Source organism: Kineococcus sp. TRM81007, from assembly GCF_022669155.1.
Classification (GTDB): domain Bacteria; phylum Actinomycetota; class Actinomycetes; order Actinomycetales; family Kineococcaceae; genus Kineococcus.
In genome coordinates this window covers 56104-79969 of sequence record NZ_JALBVB010000050.1, presented here as the reverse complement: position 1 = coordinate 79969, position 23866 = coordinate 56104, and the positions used below count along the sequence as shown (strand labels likewise).

At 76.2% G+C, this 23866-nt stretch carries 24 protein-coding genes and 2 riboswitches; of the genes, 17 read left to right on the top strand and 7 right to left on the bottom strand.

Going from position 1 to position 23866, the window contains the following annotated elements; translation table 11 throughout:
• Positions 1–10 precede the first annotated feature (10 nt).
• On the bottom strand, positions 11–241 hold the full coding sequence (locus MN205_RS09190) for a hypothetical protein (RefSeq protein WP_242126492.1): 231 nt from the start codon (positions 239–241) through the stop codon (positions 11–13).
• Positions 242–321: 80 nt separating this feature from the next.
• Positions 322–906 (bottom strand): TetR/AcrR family transcriptional regulator, encoded by a 585-nt coding sequence (locus MN205_RS09185; RefSeq protein WP_242126490.1) that lies wholly within the window; start codon positions 904–906, stop codon positions 322–324.
• 68 nt (positions 907–974) lie between these two features.
• On the opposite strand from MN205_RS09185, the gene MN205_RS09180 reads away from it, so the two are divergent.
• From MN205_RS09180 to MN205_RS09170, 3 genes are all read left to right on the top strand, one after another.
• Positions 975–1466: a GNAT family N-acetyltransferase gene (locus MN205_RS09180; RefSeq protein WP_242126489.1), complete on the top strand. Its 492-nt coding sequence runs from the start codon at positions 975–977 to the stop codon at positions 1464–1466.
• A 130-nt stretch (positions 1467–1596) separates the two neighbouring features.
• Positions 1597–2751 (top strand): hypothetical protein, encoded by a 1155-nt coding sequence (locus MN205_RS09175; RefSeq protein WP_242126488.1) that lies wholly within the window; start codon positions 1597–1599, stop codon positions 2749–2751.
• Entirely contained in the window at positions 2748–4496 is a 1749-nt protein-coding gene (locus tag MN205_RS09170; protein ID WP_242126487.1) for an ABC transporter ATP-binding protein, read from the top strand. The genes MN205_RS09175 and MN205_RS09170 overlap by 4 nt, the downstream gene beginning before the upstream one ends.
• On the opposite strand, the gene MN205_RS09165 is transcribed toward MN205_RS09170, so the two are convergent.
• Complete coding sequence (locus tag MN205_RS09165; RefSeq protein ID WP_242126485.1) at positions 4453–5109, bottom strand: TetR/AcrR family transcriptional regulator; 657 nt, start codon at positions 5107–5109, stop codon at positions 4453–4455. The genes MN205_RS09170 and MN205_RS09165 overlap by 44 nt on opposite strands.
• Positions 5110–5230: 121 nt before the next feature.
• On the opposite strand from MN205_RS09165, the gene MN205_RS09160 reads away from it, so the two are divergent.
• The 13 genes from MN205_RS09160 (at position 5231) to mgrA (ending at position 15308) form a co-directional block, all read left to right on the top strand.
• Positions 5231–5821 carry a MauE/DoxX family redox-associated membrane protein gene (locus MN205_RS09160; RefSeq protein WP_242126483.1) on the top strand — a complete coding sequence of 197 codons (591 nt, stop codon included), beginning with the start codon at positions 5231–5233 and terminating at the stop codon, positions 5819–5821.
• Between the two features lie 61 nt (positions 5822–5882).
• Positions 5883–6491 carry a redoxin domain-containing protein gene (locus tag MN205_RS09155; protein ID WP_242126481.1) on the top strand — a complete coding sequence of 203 codons (609 nt, stop codon included), beginning with the start codon at positions 5883–5885 and terminating at the stop codon, positions 6489–6491.
• Between the two features lie 58 nt (positions 6492–6549).
• Positions 6550–7233 carry a methylamine dehydrogenase light chain gene (locus MN205_RS09150; RefSeq protein ID WP_242126480.1) on the top strand — a complete coding sequence of 228 codons (684 nt, stop codon included), beginning with the start codon at positions 6550–6552 and terminating at the stop codon, positions 7231–7233.
• Positions 7230–7439 (top strand): hypothetical protein, encoded by a 210-nt coding sequence (locus MN205_RS09145; protein WP_242126478.1) that lies wholly within the window; start codon positions 7230–7232, stop codon positions 7437–7439. Before MN205_RS09150 ends, MN205_RS09145 begins: the two co-directional genes overlap by 4 nt.
• A gap of 24 nt (positions 7440–7463) precedes the next feature.
• The gene (locus MN205_RS09140) at positions 7464–8051 is read left to right on the top strand and encodes a hypothetical protein (RefSeq protein ID WP_242126476.1); all 588 of its coding nucleotides are present in this window, start codon (positions 7464–7466) and stop codon (positions 8049–8051) included.
• A gap of 64 nt (positions 8052–8115) precedes the next feature.
• A complete protein-coding gene (locus tag MN205_RS09135; protein WP_242126474.1) occupies positions 8116–9441 on the top strand; it encodes a hypothetical protein in 1326 nt (441 codons plus the stop codon).
• Entirely contained in the window at positions 9438–11063 is a 1626-nt protein-coding gene (locus MN205_RS09130; RefSeq protein ID WP_242126472.1) for a multicopper oxidase family protein, read from the top strand. Before MN205_RS09135 ends, MN205_RS09130 begins: the two co-directional genes overlap by 4 nt.
• A gap of 11 nt (positions 11064–11074) precedes the next feature.
• Positions 11075–11422: a plastocyanin/azurin family copper-binding protein gene (locus tag MN205_RS09125; RefSeq protein WP_242126470.1), complete on the top strand. Its 348-nt coding sequence runs from the start codon at positions 11075–11077 to the stop codon at positions 11420–11422.
• A complete protein-coding gene (locus MN205_RS09120) occupies positions 11419–11766 on the top strand; it encodes a hypothetical protein (protein ID WP_242126468.1) in 348 nt (115 codons plus the stop codon). Before MN205_RS09125 ends, MN205_RS09120 begins: the two co-directional genes overlap by 4 nt.
• Before the next feature lie 66 nt (positions 11767–11832).
• On the top strand, positions 11833–12264 hold the full coding sequence (locus tag MN205_RS09115) for a GNAT family N-acetyltransferase (protein ID WP_242126466.1): 432 nt from the start codon (positions 11833–11835) through the stop codon (positions 12262–12264).
• Positions 12261–13343: a DUF4037 domain-containing protein gene (locus MN205_RS09110; RefSeq protein WP_242126464.1), complete on the top strand. Its 1083-nt coding sequence runs from the start codon at positions 12261–12263 to the stop codon at positions 13341–13343. The genes MN205_RS09115 and MN205_RS09110 overlap by 4 nt, the downstream gene beginning before the upstream one ends.
• Before the next feature lie 61 nt (positions 13344–13404).
• Positions 13405–13484, top strand: a riboswitch (cyclic di-GMP riboswitch).
• Between the two features lie 11 nt (positions 13485–13495).
• Positions 13496–14164 (top strand): PT domain-containing protein, encoded by a 669-nt coding sequence (locus MN205_RS09105; RefSeq protein ID WP_242126462.1) that lies wholly within the window; start codon positions 13496–13498, stop codon positions 14162–14164.
• A 103-nt stretch (positions 14165–14267) separates the two neighbouring features.
• The gene (gene mgrA / locus MN205_RS09100) at positions 14268–15308 is read left to right on the top strand and encodes an L-glyceraldehyde 3-phosphate reductase (protein WP_242126460.1); all 1041 of its coding nucleotides are present in this window, start codon (positions 14268–14270) and stop codon (positions 15306–15308) included.
• 66 nt (positions 15309–15374) lie between these two features.
• On the opposite strand, the gene MN205_RS09095 is transcribed toward mgrA, so the two are convergent.
• From MN205_RS09095 to MN205_RS09080, 4 genes are all read right to left on the bottom strand, one after another.
• Positions 15375–15821 (bottom strand): DUF4383 domain-containing protein, encoded by a 447-nt coding sequence (locus tag MN205_RS09095; protein WP_242126457.1) that lies wholly within the window; start codon positions 15819–15821, stop codon positions 15375–15377.
• A gap of 46 nt (positions 15822–15867) precedes the next feature.
• Complete coding sequence (locus MN205_RS09090; RefSeq protein ID WP_242126455.1) at positions 15868–18009, bottom strand: PAS domain S-box protein; 2142 nt, start codon at positions 18007–18009, stop codon at positions 15868–15870.
• Between the two features lie 68 nt (positions 18010–18077).
• Positions 18078–20981: a response regulator gene (locus tag MN205_RS09085; protein ID WP_242126453.1), complete on the bottom strand. Its 2904-nt coding sequence runs from the start codon at positions 20979–20981 to the stop codon at positions 18078–18080.
• Positions 20978–21364 carry a response regulator gene (locus MN205_RS09080; RefSeq protein ID WP_242126452.1) on the bottom strand — a complete coding sequence of 129 codons (387 nt, stop codon included), beginning with the start codon at positions 21362–21364 and terminating at the stop codon, positions 20978–20980. Before MN205_RS09080 ends, MN205_RS09085 begins: the two co-directional genes overlap by 4 nt.
• Before the next feature lie 295 nt (positions 21365–21659).
• Here MN205_RS09080 and MN205_RS09075 point away from each other — a divergent pair, with 295 nt between their 5' ends.
• Positions 21660–23597 (top strand): diguanylate cyclase domain-containing protein, encoded by a 1938-nt coding sequence (locus MN205_RS09075; protein WP_242126450.1) that lies wholly within the window; start codon positions 21660–21662, stop codon positions 23595–23597.
• A 143-nt stretch (positions 23598–23740) separates the two neighbouring features.
• A riboswitch (TPP riboswitch) is annotated at positions 23741–23834 on the top strand.
• Positions 23835–23866: the final 32 nt, after the last annotated feature.

Genomic DNA, 23866 nt, shown 5'->3' with positions numbered 1-23866 from the left:
CGCGGTGCCGCTACAGGCCGATCTTGCCGGCGATGCCGCCCAGGCCGCCGCCCCCACCACCGCCACCGCCGGTGAACTTGGCGATCAGCTCGGAGGGGTTGATGCCGAACTTCTCCAGCAGGCCGGAGTGCTGCTCGGTGTCGACCTGGCCCGGGAGCTGGGAGTCGGCCTCCTGCGCCTTGCCGTCGTCGTTGAACTTCTCCCGGATGAGCTGGAGGACCATCTCCTTGGGGATCTGCACGTGTCTTCCTCCTCCTGCTTCGCGGATGCGGTCGTGCCCAGCCTGCCTCCGCACCGGCGATGGCGCACCCGGGCCGCACCTCACAGCGCGGCGGCGCGCACCGCGTCGTCGATCGCCGTCCCCTGCGTGCGCGCGGGGTAGGTGGTGGGGTCCGCGGCCGCGAGCGCGTTGAAGCCCTCGACGAGCGCGACCAGGCCGCGGGCGCGCACCGCGCGCTGCGCCCGGGGCAGGTCCGGGGCCACCCGCCCCAGCAGCCGCTCGACGCGGCGGACGAACGCGCGGTTGTTCTCCCGGTGCACGCGGGCCAGTTCCTCGTCGGCGGCCGCGGCGGCGAGGAACGCCACCCACACGCGGGCGCCGTCGCGCTCGGCCGGCGTCAGGCAGGCGGCCCGGCGCAGGACGGCGCGCAGCCGTTCCGCCGGCGCGTCCGCCGAGGCCTCGGCGGCGTCGAAGGCCGCGGCGGCGCGCTCGTGCAGCAGGCGGCGGGCGTGGACGAGGAGTTCGCGCTTGCCGGCGAAGGCGTGCATGACCAGGCCGGTGGTGCAACCGGCCCGCTCGGCGACGGCGCGCACCGTGAACCCGTCCAGGCCCTGCTCGGCCAGCACCGACCACACGGCCTCGGAGAGCATCTCGCGCTGGGAGTCCACGTCGCGTCGCCTGGGCACCGGCCCACCGTACCGGAACGGGTGTTACCGTAACGACCGTTACGAGCGGACTGAGCGGAGGAGTTCCCGTGGGGAGCTGGCGGATCGACGTGGAGGACTGGGACGCACCGGACGGCGCCGCCCTGCGCGCCGCGCAGCGCGCCGAGCTGGACGCGCGCTACGGCTCGGACGACCACGAACCCGGAACCGCCCCCACCGCCGCGGACGTCGCGGTGTTCCTCGTCGCCCGCGACGAGCGCGGGACCGCGATCGCCTGCGGCGGCCTGCGCCCCCTCGCGCCGGGTTCCGCCGAGGTCAAGCGGATGTACGTGCGCCCCGAGCACCGCGGCAGCGGCGTCGCCACCGCCGTGCTGCGCGAACTGGAACGCGCCGCCACCGGCCTGCGCGTCACGCGCCTGCTGCTGGAGACCGGCACCGCGCAACCCGAGGCGGTGCGCTTCTACGAGCGCGAGGGGTACGAGCGCATCGAGGGGTTCGGCCCGTACGCGGGCGAACCGCTGTCCGTCTGCTACGCGCGGGACCTCGCCACCCCTCCCCGAGCCGGGGTGACGCACCGCTGAACCACGGGTGAACCCCCGGGGAGCGGAACGTGGGAACGCCCTCACCCGCGCCTCACGGGCCTCTCACGCGGCCCGGGCAACGTGGTCGGTGCCGGCAGGACCGCCGGCCCCCACCCACCAGGAGGACCCCGTGACCGCTCTCACCGAACGTCCCGCCGGCGCCCTCGCCGAGCGGCTGCTGCACGCCAAGCGGGCGTTCAGCACCCGCCACGTCGACCTCACCGCCGCCCACCGCGTCGTCGGCGACACCGGCCCGCTCCCCGGCGACGTCGTCCTCGCCCGCGTCAGCGCCGTCGGCCAGCACAAGCGCCTGGAGAGCCCGCACGGCCGCCGCGCGGTCCTGTTCCCCGGCGACGAGGTCGTCGTCGCCTACGGCCACCGCTACGCCCCCGACCAGTTCGAGGCCGTCGTCCCGAGCGACCTCGGCCCCTGCGAACTCGTCGCCGCCGGTGGTCTCGCCGCCCGCGTGCAGTGCGCGCACACCTCCGTGCAGCCGGCCACCTCCCTGGAACCGGTGGGCCTGCTCGCCGACGCCGGCGGGCACGTGCTGAACCTGCGCGGGCACCGGCCCCCGCGCCCGGCGGGCACCGGCGCGCTGCCGCCGCTCATCGCCGTCGTCGGCGCGTCCATGAACTCCGGCAAGACCACCACCGCGGCAGCGCTCGTGCGCGGGCTGACCGCCGCCGACCTGCGCGTCGGCGCCGCCAAGGCCACCGGCACCGGCGCCGGCGGGGACCTGTGGCTGCTCACCGACTCCGGGGCCCGGCCCGTGGTGGACTTCACCGACGCCGGCCTGCCCAGCACCTACCGCGCCGGGCACCCCGAGGTGCTGCGCGTGTTCACCGAGGTCACCGACGCCCTCGCCGGCTGCGACCTCGGCGTCGTGGAGATCGCCGACGGCGTCTTCCAGGACGAGACCGCCCGACTGGTGACCGACCCCCTCTTCCGCGAGCGCGTCGGCGCCGTCGTCTTCGCCGCCGGTGACGCGCTCGGCGCCGTGGCCGGCGTGGAGTGGATGCGCCGGCACGCCCTGCCGCCGCTCGCCGTCTCCGGGGTGCTGACCGCGAGCCCGCTCGCGGTGCGCGAGGCGCGCGTGGCCACCGGCGTGCCCGTGTGGGACCTCGCGCACCTCACCGACCCCGCCGAGGCGCTCGCGACCGCCGCGCGCCTGGTCCCGCACCTGGTGCCGGACCCGGCCTCGGACTCGGCCTCGGACCCGGCCCGGAACCCGGCCCCGCTCCAGCGCGCGGAGGCGGCGGCCGCGTCCCTCCCGGTCCCGGCGTGAGCAGCACCCCCGTCCTGCCCCCGCTGGTCACCGGCGCCCGCCGGCGCCTGTTCGCGCAACTGCTCGCCGTCGGCGTCGGGCAGGCGGCGTGCACGATCTCGACGGCCCTGCTGGTGCGCCGGGCGTTCGACGTGCTCGTCCACCAGGCCGCCGTGCCCGTGCGGCCCGCGGCCGTGCTCGTCCTCCTCGCCGGGCTGGTGCTGTGCGCGGTGACCGCCGGGGTGCTGCGCGCCGCCGAGCGCGTCACCGCCGAGCGTCTCGGGCAGGACTACGCCCTGCACGTGCGCGATGCCCTGTTCGCCCACCTCGTGCGGGTCCCGGCCCGCGAGGTGGGCCGGCTGGGCCGCGGCGGCATGCTGCTGCGGTTCGTCGGCGACCTGTCCGCGTTGCGCAGCTGGGTCAGCCTGGGGCTGGCGCGCCTGCTCGTCGGCGGCTGCGTCGTCGTGCTGTCCACCGCGGCGCTGTGCGTGCTGGACCGGCGCCTCGGCGTCGCCGTCGGCGCCGTCCTGCTCGTCGGGGCCGCCGGCACGCGGTGGGTGCAGCCGCGCCTGACGGCGGCCACCCGCACCGCCCGGGACCGGCGGGCCAAGCTCACCGGGGAGGTCGCCGAGCGCCTGGGGCGCATCGCCGTCGTCCAGGCCGCCGGGCAGGAGCGGCGCGAGGAGCGTCGCGTGCGGCGCCTGGGGGAGCGGGCCGTGGACGCCGCCACCGGCCGGGCCGCGGCGGTCGGCGCCGCCCGCGGCACCGCCGAGGCCACCGCGGCCCTCGCGACCGTGGCCGCCCTGGGCGCCGGCGCGCTCGCGGTGCGCGCCGGCGACACCACACCGGGCAGCGTCGTGGCCGCCACCACCGTCGCCGGCCTGCTCGCCGGGCACCTGCGTGACCTCGGCCGGGTCGCCGAGCTCGCCACCGGCGCCCGGGTGGCGCGCGAGGCGGCGCTGCGGTTCCTGGCCGTGCCGACGCTCCCCGTCGCCCGCGGTGCCCGCGACCTGGAGGTCACCGCGGGGGAGGTGCGCCTGGAACGCATCGGCGTTCGCGGCGCCCTGCGGGACGTCACGCTGCGGGCCGCGCCCGGCGTGTTCACAGCCGTGGTCGGCCCCAACGGCGCCGGCAAGTCCACCCTCGTGGCGCTGCTCGCCCGCCTCGCCGACCCCGACACCGGCGCCGTCCTCGTCGACGGCCAGGACCTGCGCGACGTGGACCCCGCCTCGGTGCGCCGCGCCGTCGGCACGGCCGCGACCGACCTGCCGCCGCTGCGCGGCAGCCTGCGCCGCAACGTCACCTACCGGCTGCCGCGCTGCGAGGACGCGGAACTGCGGCGGGTGGCGCGGTTGTGCGACCTGGACGCGCTGGCCGCCGAGCTGCCGGGCGGCTGGGACGGTGACGTCGGCGAGGGCGGTTCCCGCCTGTCCGCCGGGCAGCGTGCCCGCGTCGTCATCGCCCGCGCCGCGCTGGGCCGCCCGCCGCTGCTCGTGCTGGACGAGGCCGACGCCCACCTGGACGCCGCCGCCGCCGACGTGGTGGACCGCGTCCTGGCCGACCACCGCGGCACCGCCGTCGTCGTCACCCACCGCCGCGCGCTCGTCGAGCGCGCCGACCAGGTCTGGTGCCTGGCCGGTGGCAGGGTCGCCGAGACGGGGACCCCCGCGGAACTGCTGGGGCGCGACGGGCCCACCGCGCGGCTGTTCGGTCCCGCCGGTGTCACCGCGTGGAACGGGGCCCGCGCGGGCGGGCGGCACGGGTGAGGGCTCCGCCGGCGGGACCCGGGCCCGGACGGTGGGGGGCCAGGACGGTCCGCACGACCCGCAGGCGCTGGACGGGGTCCGCGTCCGGGTGGAACACCACGGAGTCCGTCTGGCCGGCGACGCCCAGGTGCCACACCACGGCGGTGAGCTCGTCGACGGGGGCGGAGGCCACGAGCTCGCCGTCCTCCACGGCTTCGCGCAGGCACCTGCGCACGCACCCGAACCACTCGTCGGAGTCCGCCTCGTAGACGTCGCGCAGGTGCTCGTGGTGGGCGACGCGCCCCCAGAAGGCGATGAGGACCCTCGCCTCGTCCTGCGTGGTCCTATCGAGGGGGAAGAACTCCTCCAGCAGGACCTGCAGAGCGGTGAGGCCGCGCCTGCCCGCCACCCGGGCGTCGCGCCGCTGCCCCGCCCGGCGGCTGACCCGCTGGGCGGCCTCGGCGAGGAGCTCGTCGAAGGTGCCGAAGTAGTGCCACAGCGCCCCGACCGAAACCCCCACGCGCGCAGCCACCGCGCGGGAGGTCGCCGCCTCGAGACCGCCGTCGGCGACGATCGCCAGGAACGCGTCGACGAACTCGTCACGGCGCTGCTGCCGGTCCACCGCGCGGGGCACCACCGGATCCTACGACGGCTCCGGGTGTTAACACAGGCCTTACACACGGGACACTGTCGGGAAACCCCGGGCCGTGAGAGTTCCGCGTGTTGAGCGATCGCTCAAGAAGAGGAGGGCAGCCGTGGCCTGGAGCGCTGTGAGCGCCTTCGTGGGGTTGGTGCTCGTCCTCGCCGGAACCCCGAAACTCCTCGCACCGCGGGCCTTCTCGCGCGTCGTGCGGGGTTTCCGCGTCCTGCCGGGCGCCCTCACCCGCCCCGTGGCGCGCGTCGTGCCCGTCGCAGAGGTGCTCGCCGGAACGGCCCTCGTCGCCGGCGTCGCCGCCCCGGCGGCCGCGGCGGCCGCCACCGCCCTGTTCGCGGCGTTCACCGCCGGGCTGGTCGTGAACCTCGCCCGCGGGCGTCGTGACATCGACTGCGGTTGCTTCGGTTTCACGGACCCGCCCGCCGGTGAGGTGGCTCGCATCGGCCCGTGGCACGCCCTGCGCGCCGCTGCCCTCGCAGCGGCCTCCGCGGCTCTGCTGCTGGCAGCCCCCACCGCCCCCGCGGCGGCCGACAGGTTCCAGGGCGCGTGCCTGGCGGTGGTGGTCCTGCTGCTGGCGCTGGTGGTGGCCCGCGTCGCCCGCGTCGTGGACCGCCGGCCCACCCGTGCGGACACCCACCTCGCCGACGCGTCGGTGCGCTACCGCGCCGCCCTGGCCCGCACCGCCCGCTGAGGTTCCCGAAACCCCACTCCCCGGCCCGTTCGGCGGGCGCGACGAGACGAGGAAGACCCCGATGACCACGTTCCTGCTCGTGATGACCGGCGTGCTGACCCTGGCGGTGACCGGGCTGCTGCTGATGGTGCTCGCGCTGGCCCGCGAGGTCGGCCGGGTGCAGGTTCGCCTGGGGCCGCTCGGCGCCCGGATGATGGACTCCGGCCCGAAGGTCGAGGAGACCGGCCCGGCGTTCAGCGGGCTGACCGACCACCTCGGCCGCACCGTGAGCGTCGGCGGTCACCGCGGCAAGTCGCAGCTGCTGATGTTCACCGGGCCCAACTGCTCGACCTGCAAGAGCCTGCTGCCGGGGATCCGCGCCCTGGCGCGGGCCGAGCGGGACCTGGAGGTCGTCATGGTCTCCGACGGCACGCCCGAGGAGCACGCCGCGTTCCTCGCCGCCGGGAGGATCTCCGACGAGCTCAGCTACGTCGACGCCCGCGACGTGGGCGTCGCCTACCAGGTGGGCACCACCCCCTACGGCGTCGTCCTCGACGAGCACGGAGTCATCCGGGCCAAGGGCCTGTGCAACCACCTGCAGCAGGTGGAGAGCCTGCTCAACGCCCTGGAGACCGGCACCCCCTCCGTGCAGCACCTGCACCGCGACGCCCGGGTGGAGCTCGCCGGCTGAACCCGGCGACACCCGCGCTCCCGCGGGGACCAGCGGCAGGACCGATGAGAGGAGAACCGTGCGAGACCCCGACGAGACCCACGAGAAGAAGTTCGCCGTCGACGAGAGGACCGTGCAGGAGCAGGCGGACTGGCTGGCGGGCCAGGGCGGCACCCGCACCAGCAGGGTGGCCCGGCGGTTGTCCGAGCGCGTCTCGCGCCGCTCGGCCCTGGGCAAGCTGGGCGCCTGGACGATGGGCCTGACGGGGGTGGCGATGATCGGTGCGCTGCCCGTCACCCGGTCCGCGCAGGCGGCACCGGGGGCACCGGCCGCACCGGGCACCGAGCCCCTGCTGCCCGTCTACGACGGCGGCAACCCCGCCGAGTGCGAGTACTGGCGCTGGTGCAACATGGACGGCCGCCCGTGCTCCTCCTGCACGGGCGGGGGGGTGACCACCTGCGCCCCCGGCAGCAAGCCGGGCGCGGAGTTCTGGGTGGGGTGCTGCACCGAGCCCACCACCGGCAAGACGTACCTCATCGCCTACTACGACTGCTGCGGCGCCTCCTCGTGCTCGACGAACTACTGCGGTGAACCCGACGCGCAGGCCGTCATGTACAACCCGGTCTCCGGCAGCTACGACCAGGAGATCATCTGGTGCGTCTCCGACGAGTCGCAGTCCTACACCTGCACCATGGCGCCGATCATCGGTGAGGACTGCACCCCCCGGCCGGCGGCCCGGCCCAAGGTCGGTGCCGGGGCGTGATCCCCTCCGGCACGCGCCCGGCGCAGGCGTTCTCGAAACCCCCCGTCGCGGCGGCGTACGGCCGCCGGGCCAGGCTCGGTGCGTGGGCGTCGGCGCTGGTGGCGGGGCTGGTCCTGGCGGCGCTGGTGGAGCCGCACCCCTCGTGGGGACTGCTCGTCCTGCCCGCCGCGCTGCTCTCGGGGATCGGGGCCAGCTGGTCGCCTTGAGGCTACTCGCTGGTCGCCACCACGGTGGCGCCCAAGCCCGCGGTCCGCGGGCGCTCGACACCCGCACGACGGATCCTCTGGTACACGCTGGGACTGCTGCTCACGGCGATCCCCACGGGAGCCGCGGTCGGTGCGCTCGGCGGGGTCCTGCAGGACCTCGTCGCGCGCGTCCCGACGTCGTGGGGCTTCCTCGGCTGGGCCGCGGTCGCCGCCGCGTACGCGCTGCACGAGATGCGCCTGGTCACCCTGCCCCACCCGCAGCGCTCCCGGCAGGTCCCGGCGGGGTGGCGGCGCCGGTACCAGCCGCGCCTGGTCGCCCTCGGGTTCGGTGCCCTCATCGGCCCCGGGTACCTCATCTTCATCCGCACCACCGCCTTCTACCTGCTCACCCTCGCCGTCCTGCTCGCCGGCTCCCCGTGGTGGGGAGCCCTGGGCTGGGCCCTGATGGCCCTGGGGCGCACGGTCTCCTCCTGGGCGGCGCTCCCCAGCGCCCGCCGCGGGGAGCTCGACCGGCACCTGGGGCGCACGCTCCTGCTGGACAACCCCGCCCGCCTGCTGGGCGGGGCGGCCCTGGCGCTGCTGGCCGGCGCCGCAGCGGCAGCGGTGCTGTGAACCGCGGCCGGCGGGCGACCACCCGCCGGCCGCGGCCCCTCGACCGACGAAAGGTGTCCCCCACGTGAAGCTCAGCAGAGCACGCGCCGCGGCGCTGGCCGCGCCCCTGGTGGCGGTGGTCCTGGCGACCGGCTGCACCGGCGACGACGAACCGGCCGGATCCGCCGCGGCGGCCGCGCCGGCCGCCGGCGAACCGACGTTCAGCCCGCCGCCGTACACCACGCCGGGGGAGGGGATCTCCCTCGGCGCGAACGACCAGGAGATCGGCGACACGATCCCCGAACCGCTGCACGTCAGCGAGATCCCCCCGGTCCCCGCCGACCGCATGGTCACCCGGGAGAGCGGCTCCGGCGGTCTGGAGTACGTGTGGGACGTCGTCGACCCGGCCACCGGTGTCGTGGAGTCGCGCATCGCCACCGGCCCCGGGATCTGGGACCCGGTCGTGCACGCCTTCGTCACCGAGTCCTCCGACGAGCCCGCGGTGCTGGCCGCCGAGGTGTGGCGACCCCGCGGGAACCGCGGGCAGGCCGACTTCGTCGTCTCGCGCTACTCCGGGGACCTCCTGGACCCGCAGGAGATCGAGCTGCCCGACACCGCGCGGGTCCACTCCCGCGACGGTTCGCACGCCGTCACGGCCGACCGCCAGTACTTCGTGACCTGGGACGACGGCATGTACGGCCTGCGCGTCGTGGACCTGGCGGCCGGTGAGCAGAGCGGCATGCTGCCGCTCGTCGGGTGCGGCCCCTTCACGTGGGTCGTGGGCCACGACGTCTACTCCGTCTGCGAGGGTTCCCGGGAACTCGTGCGCATCACCATCGGCGAGGACGGCGTGCCCGTCGAAGCCGGCCGCGCCGAGGTCCTGCCCGAGGACTTCGTCAGCAACCGGGAGGCCAGCACCGCCGGGGCCGTGGACGCCGGGCTGCTGGTGGGCGCGAACGGCGACGCCTACCTGTTCGACTTCTCCCGGGGTCTGCCCGAGCAGCCCCAGGCGCCCCTGGGCAACGTCGGCGTCGACTCCGGCCGGTTCGCGGACACGGCCGTGAACGCGGACGCCACGCGCATCGCCGTCGCCTACACCGACAGCGCCGTCCACCCGCACTCCGCCCGCGGCGGCGACGTCGTGCAGGTGCAGCTGCGCGACGCGGCCGGCCTGGACCCGGTGGCGACCCTGACGCTGGAGTCCCTGGGGATGAGCTCCCTGGACTCCTTCGCGTTCGACACCGCCGGCACCACCCTCTACGTGCTGGGGGAGGGCCCCGAGGCCGACGGGGAGGCACCGACCCTGCTCAAGGGGTTCGACGCCGCCACCGGCACCGAGAAGAGCTCGGTCGAGGTCACCGGCAACGTCGACGACGTGTCCGGCCTGCTCGCGCCCGAGGCCCGCGGATGAGGGCAGCCGCCCGCCGGCAGCGGTGGGGACGCTCCCCGCTGCTGCCGGCAGGACCCCTCGTGGGCCGTCGCGGCCTGCTGCTCGCCGGGGCGGCCGGCACCGGGGTCGCGCTCGCTGGCTGCGGCAGCGAGGGACGGGCCGATCCCGGCCCCAGCGCACCCGCCCTGGACCTCGTGGCCGCGACCGACCCCGAGGTCGCCGCCGCCGAGGCCCGCCGCAGCGCCTCCGGGCGCACCGTCGAGGTCGGCCTCGTCGCGCGGGCGGCGACCGTGGACCTCGCCGGACGCGCCGTGGACACGTGGGTGTACGGCGACGGCCTGGCCGCCCCGGAGATCCGCGTCGGGCGCGGTGACCGGTTGCGGGCCGTCGTCCGCAACGAGCTCGCCGAGAGCACCACGGTGCACTGGCACGGCATCGCCTGCCGCAACGACATGGACGGCGCCGCGCCCGCGACCCAGGAGGCGATCGCCCCCGGCGCGGAGTTCACGTACGACTTCATCGTCCCCGACCCGGGGACCTACTGGTACCACTCGCACTCCGGGATGCAGTCCGACCGGGCGATGCTCGGCCCGCTGGTCGTGGAGGACCCCGAGGACTCCTCCGGTGCCGACGAGGAGTTCGTCGTCGTCCTCGACGACTGGGTCGACGGGCTGGGGACCACCCCGGACGCCGTCCTGCAGGCGCTGAACCCCGCGCTCACGGGCGGGCACGGCGGCCACGCCGGCCACGCCGGTCACGGCGCCGCCGCGCCGGCCACCCCCTCGGCGAGCGAGGCCGCGACCGCCGCCGGCCTCGTCGCGGGCGACCACGGCCGTTCCGACGCGCTCGGCGGCATGACGGGGCACATCACCTACCCGCTGCACCTGGTCAACGGCCGTCCCCCCGAGGACCCCGCCGTCCTGGAGGCCGCACCGGGCGCCCGCGTGCGCCTGCGCCTGGTCAACGCCGCCGCCGAGACCGCCTACCGCGTCGCGGTGGCCGGGCACGAGATGACCGTGATCGCGGCGGACGGCTTCGACGTGGAACCCGTGGTCACCGACGCCCTCGTCATCGGGTCGGCGCAGCGCTACGACGTGCTCGTCACGGCGCGCTCGGGCGCCTGGCCCGTCGTGGCGGTGGTCGAGGGCCGCAGCGGGCACGCCGCCGCCGTCCTGCGCACCCGGGACGCCACCGGCTCCGCCGGTTCCCTCGCCACGGTGCCGGACCTGCCGGAACTGTCCGGCCGGCTGGTGCTGGAGAGCGCGATGCGCCCCGCCGCCCGGTCCGTGCTGGAGCAGCGCGAACCCGACCGCTCCTACTCGATCGACCTCATCGAGGTCGAGGGCCGGTACGCCTGGGGCATGGCGGGAGCCGACGCCGGGAACCTCGTCATGCGCGAGGGCGAGCGCGTCCGCATCACCATGAACAACACCACGTCCATGTGGCACCCGATGCACACCCACGGGCACACCTTCGCGATCCCCGAGTACGGCGGGCTGCGCAAGGACACCGCCCTCGTGCTGCCGGGGCAGTCGATGAGCATCGACTTCGACGCCGACAACCCCGGTGAGTGGATGTTCCACTGCCACAACGTCTACCACTTCGAGGCCGGCATGACGGCCAACATGCGCTACGTCCGATGAGAGGTCCCCACGTGAAGAAGCCCGTCCTCCTCCCCGCCCTGCTGCTGGCCGCGTCCCTGACCGCCTGCGGCGGCAGCGACGCCGTGGCCGACGGCGACGGCCAGCCGGTGGTGCGCGTGGAGGTGAAGGACATGCGGTTCACGCCCGCGGAGATCACCGTGCAGGAGGGCCAGACCGTCGAGTGGGTCTTCGACGACGGCGGCATGCCGCACGACGTCGTGGGCGACGACCTGCCCGGCCTGGAGAGCGAACTGCTGACCAGCGGCACCTACACGTACACGTTCACCGAGGCGGGGGAGTTCGGCTACCACTGCACCCCCCACCCGGACATGACCGGCACGGTCACCGTCGAGGGGTGAGGCGCCGGGCGCTGCTGGGAGCGCTGCTGACGGCCCCGGGCGCGGCCGCCGCCGCGTCCTGCGGGCGGGGGAGCGCGGCGGCGCCGGCACCGCCGGCGGTCAGCGTCGTGGTGCGGGACATCGCCTTCGACCCCGCCGAGGTCGAGGTCCGCAGCGGCGACGCGGTCGAGTGGGTCTTCGACGACGGGGGGATCCTGCACCAGGTGCGGGGTGACGGCTTCGACAGCGGCATCGTCGGGGGCGGCACCTTCCGCCACACCTTCACCGCGGCCGGTGAGCACCCCTACGTGTGCAGCGTCCACCCGCACATGACCGGGGTGGTGCGGGTGGTGGCCGCGGGGTGACGCGGCCCGGCACCCGGGGTGGGAAACCCGGTTGCCACCCCGCCGCGCGGCCGCCACGCTCGCGTCGTGACCGACCCGGAGCTCACCGCCGACCTCGCCCGCGTCGACTTCGGCGCCCTGGACGCGGCGCTGCGCGAGGACGGCTTCCACAACGGCCGCACCCCCGACGAGCTGCGGCGCTCGTGCGAGAACTCCCACGCGACGGTGTTCGCCCTCGACGGCGGGCGCGTCGTGGCGATGGGCCGCCTGCTCAGCGACGGGGTCGGCAACGCCTACCTCGTCGACGTGTGGACCGCCACCGCGCACCGGCACCGCGGGATCGGCTCGGAGGTGGTGCGGCGGCTGGTGCAGACCGTGCCCGGGCAGCACGTCGCCCTGTTCACCGACGACGCGGGGGAGTTCTACGGGGGCTTGGGGTTCTCCCCGCAGGAGGGCGGGATGAGTCGGGTCGTGGGGCGCTGGCTGGGCCGCTTCGACCCGCCGCCCCGCCCGGCGTGACCGTCGCGAACGGGGCCGACCTCGCCCGCGCCTACTGGGAGCGGGCCGTCGGCCCCCTGCTGCACCGCTCGTTCCCCGGCCTGCCGCACGCCGCGGGCCGCCTCGGCACCGGTTCCGACGTCCTCGGCCTGGACGACGCCACCTCCCGCGACCACGACTGGGGGTTGCGGCTGACGCTGCTGGTGCCCGCCGCCCGCGTCGCCGAGGTGGACGAGTTCCTCGCGGCGGAGCTCCCCGAGGAGTTCGCCGGCCTGCCCACCCGGTTCCCCACCACCTGGGACCCGCGCCCCGCGCACCGCGTCGAGGTCGCCGACCCCGACGCGTTCGCCACCGCACGCCTCGGCGTGGACGTCACCCGCCCCTGGAGCCCGGCCGACTGGCTCGTCCCCACCGGCCAGTCCGTCCTGGAACTGACCGCGGGCCCGCTGTTCGCCGACACCGACGGGCGCACCACCCGGTTGCGCGAACGCCTCGCCCGCTACCCGGACGACGTGCAGCACCACGTCGTGGCCTGCGACTGGCAGCGGCTCGACCAGGAACTGCCGTTCGTCGGCCGCACCGGGCAGGTCGGCGACGACCTCGGTTCCCGCGTGGTCACCGCCCGGCTGGTGCGCACCGCCGTCCACCTGGGTTTCCTCCTCGAACAGCGCTGGCCGCCGTACCCCAAGTGGGCCGGCACCGCGTTCACGGCGCTGCCCCGCGCGTCCGTCGCCGTACCCGCGCTGGCGGCGGCCCTCGCCGCCGGCGACTGGCCGCAGCGGCAGGCCGCGCTGTGCGAAGCGCTGGAGCACCTGCTGCACCTGCAGCGCACCACAGGCCTGCCCACCACCCCCACCGCGACCGTCCCCTTCCACGACCGCCCGTTCCGGTGCGTCGACCCCGGCCTGGTCCCCGCGGTGCTGGGCGCGGTGCGCGACGCGGCCGCGCGGGCGCTGCCGCCGGGCGTGGGGGCCGTCGAGCAGTGGGTCGACGCCGTCGACGTGCTCGTCGACCCCGTCCGCCGCGCCGCCGCCGTGCGCGCGGCCACCGGCAGCGGCGACGCGGTGCCCCCGGAGCACGACGCACCCCCGACCGGGTGAGGCCGCTCGACACCACCCCCTCCCGTCCCGCACGGTGGGCGGTGGGCACCTCCACGTGCCCACCGGACAAGGGCAAACCCGCCGCGAGGCGGGGACGCAAAGCACAGGGGCCTCACCCGCTGAGGCGGCCCGGCTACCCAGGAGGAAGAACGTTGCGCCGCACCACCACCCTCACCCTCACCGCCGTCCTCGCCGCGGCCCTGGCCGTGCCCACCACCGGCGCCGCGCTCGCGGCACCCAAGGCGAAGCCGACGGCGAGCCCCACCGCGACGGCCACCGCCACCGCGGAGCCCACCGCCACCGCGGAGCCCACCGCCACCGCGGAGCCCACCGCCACCGCGGAGCCCACGGCGACCCCGACCGGCGCCCCCACCGCCACGCCGACCGCCACGAGCACCAGCGCCCCGGCCCCGCGCATCACCCGCGGCTCCCGCGGCGCCAAGAACGTCCTCGTCGTCCACGGCACGGTCAGCGCCGTCGACACCGCCGCGCGCACCCTGACGATCACCGTGCGCGGCGGCCGCGCCAAGGACCTGCGCGGCACGGAGTTCACCGTGACCGTCGCCGAGGGCGCGAAGATCGTCCGCGACGACGCCCCGGCCGAACTGGCCGGGATCGCCGTCGGCGACCACGTCAACCTCAAGGGCACCCGCGGCACCGACGGCCCCACCGCCACCCGCGTCAGCGCCGACAGCGGCGAGGGCGACGGGGAGGAGGGTGGCGAACCCACCGCTGAGCCCACCGCTGAGCCCACCGCTGAGCCGACCGCTGAGCCGACCGCCAGCCCGACCGCCGAGCCGACCGCCACGACCACCGCCTGAGCGTCCACCGCGCGCCGCCGCCACGAGCTGCGCCGGGCCCCCGGCGGAACTCCCCGCCCGGGCACCGCGCGACGCCTCAGCCGTTGCCCTAGAGTCGCCGGTCGTGACCTACACCGCAGACGCTGGACGTTACGACTCCATGCCCTACCGCCGCTGCGGCCGCAGCGGCCTGGAACTGCCCGCGCTCTCGCTGGGTTTCTGGCACAACTTCGGCGACGACAAGCCGTTCCAGACGCAGCGCGACATCGTCCGGCGCGCGTTCGACCTCGGCATCACGCACATGGACCTCGCGAACAACTACGGGCCGCCCTACGGCGCGGCCGAGACGAACTTCGGCCGGCTGGTGAAGGAGGACCTCGCCCCCTACCGGGACGAGCTGGTGATCTCCTCCAAGGCGGGGTGGGACATGTGGCCCGGGCCGTACGGAGACCGCGGTTCGCGCAAGTACCTGATGGCCTCGCTCGACGCCTCGCTGGAGCGCATGAACCTCGACCACGTCGACATCTTCTACCACCACCGGCCCGACCCCGGGACGCCGCTGGAGGAGACGATGGGTGCGCTGGACACCATCGTGCGCTCCGGGCGGGCCCGGTACGTGGGGATCTCCTCCTACGGCCCCGAGCGCACCCTGGAGGCGGCGCGGATCCTGCGCGACCTCGGCACGCCGCTGCTGATCCACCAGCCGTCGTACTCGATGTTCAACCGCTGGATCGAGTCCGGGCTGCTGGACGTGCTGGAGGCCGAGGGTGTCGGCTGCATCCCGTTCACCGCGCTGGCCCAGGGGCTGCTCACCGACCGCTACCTCGACGGCGTCCCGGCGGACTCGCGCGCCGCGCAGGGCAAGTCCCTGGACCCGGGGATCCTCACCGAGGAGAACCTGCGCCGCATCCGCGGCCTGAACGAGATCGCCGCCGGCCGCGGGCAGACCCTGGCGCAGCTGGCGCTGTCGTGGGTGCTGCGCGACCGCCGGGTCACCACCACCCTCATCGGGGCCAGCAGCGTGCAGCAGGTGGAGGACAACGTCGCCGCCGTCGCGAAGCTCGACTTCACCGACGAGGAGCTGCGCGCGATCGACGAGTTCGCGGTCGACTCCGGCGTCGACCTGTGGGCGCAGGCCCGGCAGGCGGGCGACACGGCGTCCTGACGGCGCACCGTCCCGGCCGGGCGCCCCGCACGGGCACCCGGCCGGGACGGGCCGGGACCGCTCGGGTCAGCGCAGCTCCGCGGTGTCGGGGCGCTTCCCCGCCCGCACCGGCACGAACGCGATCACCAGGCCGGCGAACGCCATCACCAGGTGCAGCGCGCTGGTGGGCCAGTTCGCGTTCAGCACGTTCACGTCGGCGTTGTTGGAGTACGCGAACAACCCGGCCCCGGCGGCGACCAGCAGGACGCCGTACCAGCGCGCCCGGCGCGCACCGGTGCGCGCCAGCAGCCCGAGCGCGCCCAGCACCAGGTGCAGCACGTTCGCCAGCGGGTTCACCGCGAAACCGATCACCTGCTGCTCGTGGGTACCGCCGGTGAAGTCGCCGAAGCCGGTCACCACGAACCCCGCCAGGCCCAGGACGATCAGCAGGGCGCCGACCAGGAGCGACAGGTGCTGCCCCGCGGTGGTGCGCGGGCGCTCCACGGACACCTTCCCCGCCATGTTCAGGCTCATGCAGGACAGGTGCCCCGCCCGGCCCCGGCTGAAACCGCCCCCTCGCTCAGCCGAGAGGCGCGGCCGGCAGCTCGACGGTGAACACCGAGCCGCCGTCGGGGCGCGGGGCGTGGCGCACGTCCCCGCCGTTGGCGCGCAGCAGCTCGCGCACGATGTACAGCCCCAGGCCGGTGCCGCGCACCGTGCCGGCGGTGGCGTCGGCGCGGGCCAGCCGCTCGAACAGCCGGTCGCGGAACTCCTCCGGCACGCCGGGGCCGGCGTCCTCCACGCTCACGAGCACCCGGTCGCCGACCGTCCCGGCGCGCACCGCGGTGGCACCCCCGCCGTACTTCGCCGCGTTGGACAGCAGGTTCACGAGCACCTGCTCCAGGTGGCCCGGTTGCACGGACGCCGCCAGGCCCGGCGGGCAGTGGACGCCCGGGGCCGCGCCCGGCACGCTGGCCAGGGCGGCCTCGACGACGGCGCGCACGCGCACCCGCTCCGGGGTGGCGCTCAGCTGCCCGGCGTCCACGCTGACCATCGTCAGCACCTCGCGCAGGATGGTGTCCAGGCGCTGCGCGCCGCGGTGCACGGCCTCGGCGCTGCTGCGCCGGTCGGCCTCCTCCAGCTGGTCCCAGCACTGCACGGCCAGTTCCGAGTACCCCTGGATCGAGGCGAGCGGGTTGGCGATCTCGTGCCCGAGCATGCCGATGAGGTCCAGCTTGAGCTGGTTGGCGGCCTCCAGCTCCCGGTTGCGCTCGGCCAGCTGCGCCTGCTCGGCCAGCCGCTGCGTGACGTCCTCCACCTGCGCGACCAGGTACAGCGGTGCCCCGTGCTCGTCGCGGACCACGGCGCTGCGCAGACGCACCCAGAGGGTGCGCCCGTCGGCGTGCACGAAGCGCGTCTCGGTCGTCGCGGTGTCCAGCTCCCCGGCGACGAGGCGGGCGGTGAGCTCGGCGCTGTCGGCCGCGTCCCAGGGGTGCTGCAGGTCGCGCAGCCCCATGCGCGACAGGCGCTGGGGGGAGTGGCCGGTGATCTCGGCCATGGCCGCGTTGGCCTGCAGGAGGTCGCCCGCGTCGGCCGCGTCCAGGCTGGTCAGGACCATGCCCAGCGGGGAGCCGTCGAACATCATGCGGAAGCGCTGCTCGCTCATCTCCAGCGCCTCCAGCGCGGCGGTGCACTCGGCCAGCAGGGTGGCGTTGCGCGCGGCGTCGTCGGCGTGGCGCAGCCCCGCGGCCAGGCTGCCGGCGAGCAGCTGCAGCAGCTGGGCGTCCTCCGCGGTGAAGGCGCCGGTGGTGCCGCTGGAGACCTTCAGCACGCCCACCGTCCGGGTTCCGCTGACCAGCGGGGCGGTGCACGTGGCGCGGACGCCGATGCGCTCGCACGCCTCGGCGTCCACCCGCGGGTCGGTCGCGGTGTCCTCGCACAGCACGGGGAGCCCCTGCTCGATCGCGGTGCCCGACAGCGACCCGGCGGCCGGCAGCCGCAGCCCCGCGTGGGCGACCAGCGCGCCGGCGGTGGCGGCGTAGCGCAGCTGCCCGGTCTCGAGCAGCTCCACGACGGCCCCGTCGGCGGCCTCGAACGCGGCCACCGCACCGTCGGCGACGGCCTGCAGCACCGCGGCGCGGTCGGTGCCGGCGGCGGCGACCGCCTGCTGCACCTGCACCGTCGTCAGCAGCACGCGGCTGCGGCGGCGGGTCCGCTCCTGCTCGGCGCGCGCCAGCTCCTCGCTGCGGGCCAGCGCCTGCTCGGCGGCGCGGCGCGGGCGCAGGTCGCGCAGGAACGCGTGGCAGCGCCGCTCACCGGCCACCCAGGTCGGCCAGACGGTGATCTCCACCGGCACGCGGGTCCCGTCGCGGTGCAGCGCCTCGACCTCCACGGGGCGCCCGGACACCGTCCGCTCGCCGGTGGCGCGGTAGCGGGCCAGGCCCGCCCGGTGCGCTCCGCGCAGCTCCGGCGGGACGACGACCTGCGTCATCGGCAGGCCCAGCACCTCGGTGCGTTCCCAGCCCAGCAGGTCGGCGGCCGCCTGGTTCCAGTCGGTGAGCGACCCGTCGTCGTCGATGGAGACGAACGCGTCCGGGGCGCAGGCCAGCGCCTGCCGCAGCGCCTCCAGCTCCGCCCGCTCGGTGCCGGCCAGCGCCCGCCCCGGGCCGGCAGCGGTGCGCGGGACCACCGCGGAACCCTCCTGCACGTCCGCTCCAACCACCTTCCCGTGTCCTGTCCGCCCGTGTCCTGTCTGCGCGGGCCCGGTGCCCACCTGTCCGCTCACCCGGCTCACCACCCCGCGCTCTCGTCGACCGGCACCGCCCCGGTGGTGCTCCGCAGGGCGGCGGTGAACTCCCCGGCGATGGCGCTGAAGGTGCGGCACGTGCTCTCCAGCTCCTCGCGCAACCCGCTCAGGGACCGGCCGACCGGCGCCTCGCCGGCGCGCGCCCGCGCCTCCAGGTCCGCGCACAGCTGCGCCAGGACCTCCGCGCCCAGGTTGGCCGCGGACCCCTTCAGGCTGTGCGCGCGGGTCTCCAGCTCACGCGCGTCCCCGGCCGCCAGGGCGTCCTCCAGGTCGGCGACGGCCGCGGGGGCGCGCTCGACGAACGAGGTGAGCAGCTGCGCGAACAGGGCCCGGTCGGCGTCGGTGTCCGCGCCGCCGAGGTCGGCGATGCGGGCGCGCACGGCCACCTCCAGCGGGACCGTCACCGGGACCCGGGCCTCCGGGACCGGTGCCCCTGTGCCCTGCGACGACCACGCACCGGCGGGGTCGTCGCGCACCGCCGAGAGCACCCTGGCGAGCGCGTTCTCCAGCTCGCGCGCCCGCACCGGCTTGGTGAGGTGGTCGTCCATGCCGGCCTCGCGGCACGCCTCGCGGTCCTCGGACAGGACGCTGGCGGTCAGCGCGACGATGCGCGGCTGCAGCTCCGCGGGGACCTCGGAGCGGATGAGCCGGGTGGCCTGCAGGCCGTCCATCCCGGGCATGTGCAGGTCCATCAGGACGACGTCGTAGCGCGAGGCGCGCGCCGCCTCGACGGCCTGCAGGCCGTCGTCGACGGTGTCGACCTCGTGGCCGAACTTCGCCAGCAGGAGCTGGGCGACCTTCTGGTTGACCGCGTTGTCCTCGGCGAGCAGCACGCGCAGGGCGGTGCCGCGCGCCGCGGTCGCCGCGGCCGCGCCCGTGGTGGTGGGGCCCGTGGTGATGGGGCCCGTGGTGGTGGGGCCGGTGGTGGTGGGGCTGGTGGTGGCGGGTCGCGCGGCGCCGAGCAGCCCGCGCAGCGCACCCTCCAGCAGGGCGGTGCGCACCGGCTTGCTGAGGACGGCGTCCACGACGCCGTCCGCCGTGGCGGAGGGATGCCGCTGCCCGCTGCTCAGCAGCACCAGGGGCAGGTCGCGGCCGGCGGGCAGCGCCCGCAGCGCGTTCGCCAGCTGCTCGCCGTCGGTGCCGGGCATGTGCATGTCCACCAGCGCGGCGTCGAAGGCCCGGCCGCCCGCGACCAGGGCGAGCGCCTCGCCGGCGGACGCCACACCCGTGCAGGTGGCGCCCCAGCCCTGGAGCTGCAGCTGCAGCACGCGGCGGTTGGTGGCGTTGTCGTCGACGACGAGGACGTCGCGCCCGGTCAGGTCGTCGACGGGGCGGGCCGGTGCGGCGACCGCGCCGGTGGCCTCGGCCAGCGGGACGTCCAGGGTGAACGTGGAGCCGATGCCGGGGGTGCTGTCGACCCGCAGGTCGCCGCCCATGGCACCCGCCAGGCCCGAGCAGATCGCCAGGCCCAGGCCCACACCGCCCTGCGGGCGGGTGAAGGGGTCCAGCGGCGCGAACGAGCGGAACAGCTGGCCGATGCGCTCGGGGGGGATGCCCGTCCCGGTGTCGCGCACCGAGAAGCGCACCAGCTGCACGGTCCCGCGCCCGCCGGGGACGATGACGGCGCTCAGCGCCACCTCGCCGCGGGAGGTGAACGTCACGGCGTTGCGCAGCAGGTGCGCCAGCACCTGGTGCAGGCGGGGCGCGTCGCCGCGCAGCGCCGCGGGGACGGCGGGGGAGACCTCGACGACCAGCTCCAGGCCCTTGGCGCCCGCCTCGTGGCGCACGAGCGCCACGGCGCCCGCGACGCAGTCGCGCACGTCGAACGGCTCGTCGGCCAGGCGCAGGCTGCCGGCCTGCAGCTGGGAGAAGTCCAGGACCTCGTCGATGACGACGAGCAGGGTCTCGCCGCTGTCGCGGACCGTCTCGGCCAGCTCGCGCTGGTGCGGTTCCAGGGGCGTGTCCAGCAGCAGGTCGGTCATGCCGATCACGGCGTTCATCGGCGTGCGGATCTCGTGGCTCATCGTCGCCAGGAACGCCGACTTGGCCCGGTCCGCCTCGACGGCCTTGTCGCGGGAGTCCACCAGGACCGCCAGCGCGGTGTTCACGGCCTCGCCCACGGCGACGACCTCGGCCGGGCCGGTGACGGCGGCCGGCTCGGTGGTCTCCCCGGCGGCGAGCTGCTGGGCGGCGGCGGCCACGCGCTGCACGGGCCGCACGATGCGCCGGTCCACCCACAGGGCCCCGGCGGCCAGCAGCAGGACGAGGCAGGTGGTGCCGGCCAGGATCAGGGCGCGGGTGCGGGCGGCGTTCAGCGTCGCGGTGCGCTGCTGCTCGGCGAGCAGGGCGCGCTCGCCGGCCTCCAGGACGTCCAGCGCGGCGGTGATGCGCTGCATCGCCCGGCGACCGTCGTCGGTGCTGACCAGCGCCTGCGCGGCCGGGAAGCCGGCGCCGCGGCGCAGGGCGATGGTGTTCTGCATCTCCGACAGCTTGGTCGCCACGGCGCTGCGCAGCTCGGCCCGCGCGGCCGCGGCCGCGGCGCTCGTGCCGGTCTCGCCCTCCAGCACCCCCACGAGGTCGCCGAGGTCGCCGACGGCCTGCTCGTACGGCTCCAGGTAGTACTCGCGCCCCGTGATGACGTACCCGCGCTGACCGCGCTCGGCGTCGCGCACCAGCACCCGCAGGGCGCTGATGTCGTCCAGCACCGCGTAGGTGGCGTCGACGTCGGCGCGCTCGGCCAGCAGCGTCTCGATGCGCGCGTACGAGCTGCCGCCGAGGACGAGGACCGTCGTGATCGTCAGCAGCAGGCCCGCCGTGAGCATCCGCGCGATCGAGGACCGGGTGCGCGGTGCGCGCGGGGTGCTGGTCGCGCGCGGGGCGGTGGTCACCAGGTGGCGCCGGCGCCGGTGGTCGCCAGCGCCTGCTCGATGGCGGTGCACAGGGCGGTCAGCACGACGGGCTTGGTGAGGTAGACCGCACCCAGCGCCCGGCCGGCCTCGATGTCCGCCGGCTGCACCCGGCCGCTGAGGAAGACCACCGGCAGGTGCGCGTAGTCCTCCCGGGCGCGCAGGGCCGCGACCAGTTCCAGGCCCGTCGTGCCCGGCAGGGACACGTCGCTGACCAGGACGTCCGGGGCGCCGCGCTCGGCGATGACCGCCAGGGCCGCCGGCGCCGACTCCGCCCCGATCACCCGGTGCCCCGCGGCGCGCAGCCGCAGGTCGAGCAGCGTGCGGATGTCCGCGTCGTCCTCGACGACCAGCACCTTGGCCATGACCGGGTCCTCCTTCGGCGGTTCGGCGGTGCCGGGGTCACGCCCCCGCACCGGCCCGTGCACCACCGCCGCAGCGATCGGGTGCACCTGACGCCCCAGTCATCGGCAGCGGTGGCGCTGGGGTGAAGCGTCGTCCGTCCGCCCGTCCGGCGACGCCCCCGGACGGGCGGACGGTCACGCACCGTCACCATCCCGGGCTCAAGGCGGCTGCCCCGGTGCCGATGACCACCACGGCGCGGTTCGGCAGTGAGCCCCGGTCGCGCTCCGCCGATCAACAGACGGGAGGGCGGAGGACGTGCACCACCCAGGCGCCCGGGCACCCGGTGCCGCTGCGCTCCGCGCGCTCGCGAACCCCACCCGGGCCAGCGTCCTGTTCGCGGCGCTGTTCACCGCCACGATGGTGGTGGGCCGCCACACGGTCCCCGAGGGCAGCGCGCTGGCGCTCGTCTCGCCCTGCGCCGGGGTCGCCGCCGTCTGGTTCAACGCCCCGCGCAGCGTCGCGGGTCGCGCGCTCGACGCCGCCCTGCTCGTGGTCCCCGGCGTCCTCGTGCACCTGGCGACCGGCGCGACCCCCCTCCTGGCCGTCGCCGCCACCGTGGCCACCCTCGTCCAGACCCTCCTGTTCACGGCGCTGCTGCGTCGCTGGTGCCCCGGCGCCGGGCCCGGGCAGCCGCTGCGCGGAGTGCTGCAGCTGGCGCGCCTGCTCGCCGCGTGCGGCATCGCCGTCAGCGTCGGCGGTGTCCTCGCCGCCTCCGCCGCCGCCTGGGAGACCGACCGCACCGGGTGGGTCGACCTGCTCACGTGGGTGGCGCGCAACGGCCTGGCCGTGCTGCTGGTCGGCTGCGCGGGCCTGCGGCTGGTGACGGCGCGCACCCGCCGCCCGCGCACCGCGGAGACCGTGCTCGCCTTCGCGGTCTCGGGGGCCGCCTACACCGCCCAGTTCGCGCTGCTGGGCAGCCTGCCCGTGACGTTCCTGCTGCCGGTGCTCACCGTGTGGGTGGCGCTGCGCCTGCGCAGCCGCACCGTCGTGCTGCACTGCCTGTTCACCGGCGCCTGCGCCGTCGTCTTCACGCTGCACGGGCACGGGCCGTTCGCGGCGGTGGCCGACCACACCGCGCGGGCCCTGCTCGTGCAGGGGCACGCCGCCGTGGCCGCCGTCATCGGCCTCGTGCTCGCGCTCGGCCGCGACGAGCGCGACGCGCTCCTGGCGGAGGTGCGCCGCCAGGCCGCCGACGCGCAGCGGCAGGCCGAGACCGCCGAGCTGCTCACCGGTGCGCTGCGCTCCCTCAACGCCGCCGCGGACACCCGCGAGGCGCTGTGCGAGGCCACGGCCCGCATCACCGGCGCCGACGGGGTGTACCTCGCCGAGCCCGACGGCCGCGGCGCCCTGGTCAGCCGGGCGGTCTGGGGCGAGGGGATGGTCCCCGTGAGCGTCCCCGTCGGTGAGCCCACCGTGCTCGCCGACGCGTTCCGGCGCGGTGAACCCCTGTTCGTCAGCGACCTCGCCGGGTGCACCGGCGCGGCGGCGCGGCTGCGCGACGCGCTGGGCGCCGTCTCGGTCGCCTACCAGCCGATCACCACGGCCGACGGGCAGACCGCCGGCCTGCTCGCCAGCGTCTGGCGCACCCGGGTGCAGGAGCTGCCCGCACAGGCCCGCGTCGTCCTGGCGACCCTGGCCCAGGAGGCCGCGCACGGCATCGAGCGCGCAGACCTGCTGGCCCAGCTGGCCGTGGCCGCCGAGCGCGACCCGCTCACCGGCCTGGCCAACCGCCGCCGCTGGGACGAGGCCACCTCCAAGGAGATCGCCCGCACCGTGCGCAGCGGACTGCCGCTGTCGTTCTGCCTCATCGACCTGGACCACTTCAAGCGCTACAACGACACGCAGGGGCACCTGGCCGGCGACGACCTGCTGCAGGAGTTCGCCGTCGCCGCGAGCGGGTGCCTGCGCGAGGTGGACACCCTGGCCCGTTGGGGCGGGGAGGAGTTCGTCCTGGCGCTGCCCGGGTGCAGCGTCGCCGGCGCCCGTGCCGTCGCCGACCGCATCCGCGCCGCGGTGCCGCGCGGGCAGACCTGCACGATCGGCGTCGCCCAGTGGCAGCCGGGCCTGAGCGCCGCCGAGGTGATCGCCCTGGCCGACCTGGCCCTGTACGAGGGCAAGGAGGCCGGGCGGAACACCACCGTCGTCAGCACCGTCGTCAGCGACGCGTCCCCCGCTCCGGCCCCCGTCCCCTGACCCCGTCCCCTGACCCGCCCCCGGACCCGCCCCCACCCGCGGTGACCTTGCGCGGNCCGTGCAAGGTCACCGCAGGTGGGGAGGAGAGGGGAGGGGTGGGCGGGGTGGCCCCCGGGGTGGGGTTCGCCGGCGGTGCTAGGTTCGCCCGTGACACGGGGTGCCCCGCGAGGGGCTGAGATCACACCCGTCGAACCTGACGCAGGTAGTGCTGACGAAGGGATGTCACGGCGTGGACGCCGAGAACCCCGCGCGCCCGGGCGCGCACCAGG

Bases quoted from the DNA above. Each gene is read 5' to 3' on its own strand.
- MN205_RS09155 (WP_242126481.1), top strand. From the start codon at position 5,883: ATGACCACGTTCCTGCTCGTGATGACCGGCGTGCTGACCCTGGCGGTG.
- MN205_RS09130 (WP_242126472.1), top strand. From the start codon at position 9,438: ATGAGGGCAGCCGCCCGCCGGCAGCGGTGGGGACGCTCCCCGCTGCTG.
- MN205_RS09095 (WP_242126457.1), bottom strand. From the start codon at position 15,821: ATGAGCCTGAACATGGCGGGGAAGGTGTCCGTGGAGCGCCCGCGCACC.
- MN205_RS09080 (WP_242126452.1), bottom strand. From the start codon at position 21,364: ATGGCCAAGGTGCTGGTCGTCGAGGACGACGCGGACATCCGCACGCTG.